The following is a 7,015-nucleotide window of genomic DNA, read 5'->3' on the forward strand; positions in this document are numbered from 1 at the left end:
TATCTATTGAATAGCAAGCTCCGACCAGCACAGGGTTTGCACCCTCACCCCGGCGCCTCAGGCAGAGGACCCGCCTCGGCGCCCCCAACGGCCCTTGCGCCCCTTTGCCATGCCTGATCTGCCTGCCGCCACGCCCCCCGACGCACCTCCCGAGCGCGTCCCCTTCGAGCAGCTGCGCGCCACCCTGGCGCGCATTTTCGAGCGCCATGGCACGAGCAGCGAGGTTGCGGCCATTCTGGCGGCCAATTGCGCCGGGGCCGAGCGCGACGGGGCGCACAGCCATGGGGTGTTCCGTATCCCCGGCTACCTCGCCACGCTGGCCAGCGGCTGGGTGGACGGGCACGCCGTGCCCGAGGTCCAGGACGTGGCGCCCGGCTTCATCGCCGCCGACGCGAGGAACGGCTTCGCCCAGCCGGCCTGGGCCGCGGCGCAGGCGCTGCTGGTCGCCAAGGCGCGCGCCAACGGCATCGCCCTGCTGGCCATCCGCGACTCCCACCACTTCGCCGCGCTGTGGCCCGACGTCGAACCGCTGGCCGAACAGGGCCTGGTGGCGCTGGCCCTCGTCAACAGCATGGCCTGCGTGGTGCCGCACGGCGGCCGGCAGGCGCTGTTTGGCACCAACCCCATCGCTTTTGCCGCCCCGCGGGGCGAGGGCGAGGCGCCGCTGGTCTTCGACATGGCCACCAGCAGCATGGCGCATGGCGACGTGCAGATCGCCGCGCGCGAAGGCCGCCTGCTGCCCGAGAACTGCGGCGTGGACGCCGAGGGCCGGCCGACGCGCGACCCGCGTGCCGTGCTCGACGGCGGCGCGCTGCTGCCTTTCGGCGGCGCGGCGGGCGGCCACAAGGGCTCGGCGCTGTCGATGATGGTGGAGCTGATGGCCGCGGCGCTCACTGGCGGCAACTATTCGTTCGGCTTCGACTGGAGCGGCCACCCCGGCGCGCAGACGCCGCGCACCGGCGAGCTCCTCATCGCCATCGACCCGGCCAGGTCGGCGGGCCGCTCCTTTGCCGAGCGCTGCGGCGAACTGGCCCACGCGCTGGCGGCCGCCGGCCAGCCACGCCTGCCGGGCCAGCAGCGCCACCGCCAGCGCGCCGACTCCCTGGCGCACGGCGTGCCGCTGGCGCGCGCCACCTGGCAGGAGCTGCGACGGCTGGCGGGCGAGGCCTGAACGGCCTCCGAATCACAAGGAAATTGACCGCGAGACGGCTCCGGCACTCGACCTTCAGCTACTTTTTCAATAGCGGGCTTCAGCTATCGATGGCGCTGGCCGAGCCCGCCTGGCGGCGCAACTCGAACTTCTGGATCTTGCCGGTGCTGGTCTTGGGCAGCTCGCCAAAGACGATGGCGCGCGGCACCTTGAAGCCGGCCAGGTGCTTCTTGCAGTGGGCCACGATGTCCTCGGCCGTGACCTCGGCCCCGTCCTTGAGTTCGACGAAGGCGCAGGGCGTCTCGCCCCATTTCGGGTCGGGCCGGGCCACCACGGCGGCGGCCAGCACGGCCGGGTGGCGGTAGAGCACGTCCTCGACCTCGATGGAGGAGATGTTCTCGCCGCCCGAGATGATGATGTCCTTGCTGCGATCCTTGATCTTGATGTAGCCGTCCGGGTACTGCACCGCCAGGTCGCCCGAGTGGAACCAGCCGCCGGCAAAGGCCTCCTCGGTCGCCTGGGGGTTCTTCAGGTAGCCCTTCATGGCGATGTTGCCGCGGAACATGATCTCGCCCATGGTCTCGCCATCGCGCGGCACGGGCCGCATCGTCTCGGGGTCGAGCACCTCGGCCGAGCGCTGCAGGTGGTAGCGCACCCCCTGGCGGGCGTTCAGCCGGGCGCGCTCGCCGATGTCCAGCTGATCCCAGTTGTCGTGCCGGGCGCAGACCGTGGCCGGGCCATAGACCTCGGTCAGGCCATACACGTGCGTGAGGTCGAAGCCGAGCTGCTCCATGCCCTCGATCATGGCCGCCGGGGGCGCGGCGCCCGCCACCATGGTCTTGACGCCCGCGGGCAGCCCTTCCTTCATCGCCGCCGGGGCGTTGACCAGCAGGCTCTGCACGATGGGCGCGCCGCAGTAGTGCGTCACGCCGTGCGTCTTGATGGCGTCGATGATGGCCTGCGCCTCGACCCGGCGCAGGCAGACGTTGACGCCGGCGCGCGCCGCCACCGTCCACGGAAAGCACCAGCCGTTGCAGTGGAACATGGGCAGCGTCCACAGATAGACCGCGTGCTTGGGCATGTCCCACTCCAGCACGTTGCTGATGGCATTGATGTGCGCGCCGCGGTGGTGGTAGACCACGCCCTTGGGGTTGCCGGTGGTGCCGCTGGTGTAGTTGAGCGCGATGGCGTCCCATTCGTCGGCGGGCAGCTCCCAGGCGAAGTGCGGGTCGCCCGCGGCGATGAAGTCCTCGTAGGGCGTGCCGCCCAGGGGCTGCGCGGCCGGGCCGTACAGCGCGTCATCGACCTCGATGACCAGCAGCGGCACCGCGCCCTTGCGCAGCGCCAGGGCGCGCGCCATGACGGGCGTGAATTCGGGGTCGACGATCACCGCCCGGGCCTCGCCGTGGTCGAGCATGAAGGCCACCGTCTCGGGGTCGAGCCGGGTGTTGAGCGTATTGAGCACGGCACCGGCCATGGGCACGCCGAAGTGCGCCTCGACCATGGGCGGGGTGTTGGGCAGCATCACCGCCACGGTATCGTTTTTGCCGATGCCGGCGGCGCGCAGGCTGCTGGCCAGCCGGCGGCAGCGTGCGTAGGTCTCGCTCCAGGTCTGGCGCAGCGCGCCGTGCACGACGGCCAGGCGCTCGGGATAGACCTCGGCCGTGCGCTCGATGAAGGACAGCGGCGTGAGCGGGGCGAAGTTGGCCGCGGTGCGCGGCAGGTGCTGGTCGAAGAGGCTGGTGGCGTGGGTCATGGCTGCGGACGGTTCCCTCGGGGTGACGGCTGCGGATTCAAGCAAAACTGCCTGACACGGTGCTGAGCGCGGGAAAGACCGGCTGGAGGAAAATCCCCGCCGTGTCCATTCCGCAACCCTTCATCCAGGAACTGCTCGCCCGCGTCGACGTGGTCGACATTGTCGGCCGCCATGTGCCGCTCAAGAAGAGCGGCGCCAACTACATGGGGCTGTGCCCGTTCCACGGCGAGAAATCGCCGTCGTTTTCCGTCAGCCCGTCCAAGCAGTTCTATCACTGCTTCGGCTGCGGCAAGAACGGCAACGCCATCGGCTTCCTGATGGAGCACGCCGGCATGGGCTTCATCGAGGCGGTGCAGGACCTGGCGCAGGGCGTGGGCCTGGCGGTGCCCGACGAGCGTGCCTCGCCCGAGGAGCGCGAGCGCGCCGCCGGCGAGCGCCGTCGCCAGGCCACGCTATCGGAGGTGCTGGAGCACGCCGCCAGCGCCTGGCAAAAGCAACTGCGCCGCGCGCCGCGCGCCGTGCAGTACCTCAAGGGCCGCGGCCTGTCGGGCCAGATCGCCAAGCGCTATGGCCTGGGCTATGCGCCCGAGGGCTGGCACGGCCTGGCCAGCGTCTTTGCCGAGTACGACAGCCCGCTGCTGGCCGAGGCCGGACTGGTCATCGTGGCCGAGGACGAGGACCGCCGCTACGACCGCTTCCGCGACCGGATCATGTTCCCGATCCGCAACGTGCGGGGCGAGTGCATCGGCTTTGGCGGGCGCGTGCTGGGCGACGAGAAACCAAAATACCTCAACTCGCCCGAGACGCCGGTGTTCCACAAGGGCCGCGAGCTCTACGGCCTGCACGAGGCGCGCACCGCCATCCGCGAGCACGGCCACGCGCTGGTGACCGAGGGCTACATGGACGTGGTGGCCCTGGCCCAGCACGGCTTCGGCAACGCCGTGGCCACCCTGGGCACAGCCTGCACCAGCGAGCACATTCACAAGCTGTTTCGCTTCACCGACGACGTGGTCTTCAGCTTCGACGGCGATGCGGCCGGGCGGCGCGCGGCGCGCAAGGCGCTGGAGGCCGCCCTGCCCTATGCCAGCGACACGCGCACCGTGCGCTTTCTGTTCCTGCCGCCCGAGCACGACCCGGACAGCTTCATCCGCGAACACGGCAGCGAGGCGTTCGCGCGCCTGCTGGACGAGGCGCTGCCGCTGTCGCGCTTTCTGCCCGAGGCGGCCGGCGAGGACTGCGACCTCGGCACCGCCGAGGGGCGCGTGCGCATGCTGAGCAATGCCCAGCCGCTGTGGGCCGCGCTGCCCGAGGAGGCGCTCAAGCACCAGCTGCTGGTGCAGCTGGCCCAGGCCGGGCAGCTGCCCGTGCGCGAGCTGCAGGAGCTGTGGGCACGCGCCGGCGCCCGCACCGGTCGCGCGGGTGCGGCGGCCGCGCCCCCTGCAGCCGGCGCACCCGGCGACGCGCCGCGCCGCTTTGGCAGGCGCGGCCCGCCGCGTCCGTCCCAACCCCCGCTGCCCCGCGCGCCCCTGGCCGGGCGCGCCGACCACGCAGCTCGCCTGCTGCTGTCGCACATGCATTTTTTGGAAGAGCTGTCGCACGAGGACCATGCCCTGCTGCGCGAGCAGCCGCCGCCGCACGGCCCGCTGTTCGTCTGGCTGGAGTCGCGCCTGCATGAGCACGGCCCGCAGTCCTGGGCGGTGCTGCGCGAGGCGCTGGAGGGGCACGCCTGCCAGGAACTGGCCGAGCGTCTGCTGACCGGCTCGCACGCCCAGACCGAGGGCGACGAGCGCGAGCTGCGCTGGGAGCTGCGCGATCTGCTCAACCGTGAGCTGATCGAGGCCATCAAGCGCGAGCAGAGCGAGCTGATCGAAACCGCCGAAGGCGACCCCCAGGCCCTGGCCCGCTACCGTCAGCTGCAGGAGCGCCGCCGCCTGCTGGAGACCGCGCCCCGGCCGGGCGCTTGACGCGCTCTTGAATTTGAGCCAGCCGGTATAATTTACGGTTTGTCGGCAAGAGCGACAGCAGCACCTCCGGGCCCGGGGCGACCGTGACACAGCGCACAACCGCACCCCACCTCACCGCAAGGGCTGCACACCAAATGTTCGCCCAGACATCTTGCCCGTAAAGACCCGCCCCGGGTCCGCAAAGGCCCTGCCCGGGCTGCGCCCGCTGCGCGCAGCCGCCCTGGCAACGCTTGAGCGTCTCCTTTTTTTGTGTGTGTCCACCCTTGACCCCGAGGTCGCCCATGCCCGCTCAAAAATCCGCGAAGTCGCCCAAGACGGCCGCCCCTGCCGGGTCTGAAGCTGCCCCCACTCCCGTGAAGAGCGCCGCGCGCGCGTCCAAGGTGGCTGCCCCCGCCGCACCGGACGCGCCCCCGGCCACGACGAAAGCCCAGAACGTGTCAACGCCAAGAACCGCCGCCGAACTCAAAAAAGCCGCCGATGAGCTCCTGAAGAAAAAACCCGCCCGCGCCGCCAAGGCCGCCGCCCCCGCGGTCGAGACGCCCCAGGCGCAGGCCGACGCCGGCGACGAGGAGCCGGCCAAGAAGAAGGCCACCCGCGCCAAGAGCACGACGGCTGCCACCAAGACCGCCGCTGCCAAGACCCCGGCGGCCGCCAAGAAGGCTCCCGCCAAGCGGGGGCGCAAGGCGGGCGCCAAGTCCAAGGATGAGGCCGCGCTCGACGACGATGCCGACCTGTCGGACATCGAAGCCGACTTGGAAGGCGAGCCCGAGGCCGAGCCCGAGGCGGCTGCTGCCGACCCTGCCGCGCCCGTCGAGAAGGTCAAGCCGCTGCGCATGAAGATCAGCAAGGCCAAGGAACGCGCCTTGATGAAGGAGTTCGGCCTGGACGAGACCGTCCTGTCCGAAGAAGACATGGCCAAGCGCCGCGCGCAGCTCAAAAAGCTCATCACCCTGGGCAAGACGCGCGGCTACCTGACGCAAGGCGAGATATCCGACCACCTGCCCGACAAGCTGGTGGACGCCGAGACCATGGAAGTGGTGGTGGCCATGCTCAGTGACATGGGCATCGCCGTCTATGAGCAGACGCCCGACGCCGAGACACTGTTCCAGAACAACGTCACACCCACCGCCACCACCGTGGAAGAGGCCGAGGAAGAGGCCGAGGCCGCCCTGTCCACCGTGGATTCGGAGTTCGGCCGCACCACCGACCCGGTGCGCATGTACATGCGCGAGATGGGCACGGTGGAACTGCTCACGCGCGAGGGCGAGATCGAGATCGCCAAGCGCATCGAGGGCGGCCTGATGGACATGATGGAGGCCATCAGCGCCTCGCCCGCCACCATCGCCGAGATCCTCAACATGGCCGAGGAGATCCGCGAGGGCAAGGTCGTCATCTCCGCCGTGGTGGACGGCTTCTCCGACCCCGACGAGGCCGACGACTATGTGGCCGAGGAAGACTTCGACGAATACGACGAGGACGACGACGACGACGGCAAGGGCGGCTCCAAGGCCATGACGCGCCTGCTGGAAAAGCTCAAGAACGAAGCGCTGGAGCGTTTCGACGAGCTGCGCGCGCTGTTCGAGAAGATGCACAAGATCTACGACAAGGAAGGCTACGGCAGCCCGTCGTACATGAAGGTGCAGCGCGAGATCTCCACCAAGCTGATGACCATCCGCTTCACGGCCAAGACCATCGAGAAGCTGTGCGACATGGTGCGTGCGCAGGTGGACGATGTGCGCAAGAAGGAGCGCGAGCTGCGCCGCATCATCGTGGACAAGTGCGGCATGCCGCAGGAGACCTTCATCAAGGAATTCCCGGCCAACCTGCTGAACCTGGAGTGGGTGGAAAAGCAGGCCGCCGCGGGCAAGCCCTGGAGCGCCGTGATGGAGCGCAACATTCCGCCGGTGCAGGAGCTGCAGCAGCGCCTGCTCGACCTGCAGACGCGCGTGGTGGTGCCGCTGGCCGAGCTCAAGGCCATCTACAAGCGCATGAACGAGGGCGAGTCGAACTCGCGCGATGCCAAGAAGGAAATGATCGAGGCCAACCTGCGCCTGGTCATCTCGATTGCCAAGAAGTACACCAACCGCGGTCTGCAGTTCCTGGACCTGATCCAGGAGGGCAACATCGGCCTGATGAAGGCGGTGG

Annotated in this window: 4 protein-coding genes; 3 read left to right on the forward strand and 1 reads right to left on the reverse strand. The window is 69.6% G+C overall.

All coding sequences use genetic code 11. The annotated features are described in order from the left end of the window. Positions 1-109: 109 nt before the first annotated feature. A complete protein-coding gene (locus RT051_RS07275) occupies positions 110-1,171 on the forward strand; it encodes an Ldh family oxidoreductase (RefSeq protein ID WP_313074329.1) in 1,062 nt (353 codons plus the stop codon). Between the two features lie 79 nt (positions 1,172-1,250). On the opposite strand, the gene RT051_RS07280 is transcribed toward RT051_RS07275, so the two are convergent. Then, complete coding sequence (locus tag RT051_RS07280; RefSeq protein ID WP_313074331.1) at positions 1,251-2,906, reverse strand: acyl-CoA synthetase; 1,656 nt, start codon at positions 2,904-2,906, stop codon at positions 1,251-1,253. 101 nt (positions 2,907-3,007) lie between these two features. Here RT051_RS07280 and dnaG point away from each other — a divergent pair, with 101 nt between their 5' ends. Both dnaG and RT051_RS07290 read left to right on the forward strand, forming a co-directional pair. Continuing rightward, on the forward strand, positions 3,008-4,870 hold the full coding sequence (gene dnaG / locus RT051_RS07285; RefSeq protein ID WP_313074334.1) for a DNA primase: 1,863 nt from the start codon (positions 3,008-3,010) through the stop codon (positions 4,868-4,870). 281 nt (positions 4,871-5,151) lie between these two features. Continuing rightward, on the forward strand, positions 5,152-7,015 hold a 1,864-nt coding region (locus tag RT051_RS07290), incomplete at its 3' end, for an RNA polymerase sigma factor region1.1 domain-containing protein (RefSeq protein ID WP_313074337.1).

The sequence above is a fragment of the Melaminivora sp. genome, assembly GCF_032059615.1.
In the GTDB taxonomy this organism is placed as follows: domain Bacteria; phylum Pseudomonadota; class Gammaproteobacteria; order Burkholderiales; family Burkholderiaceae_C; genus Melaminivora.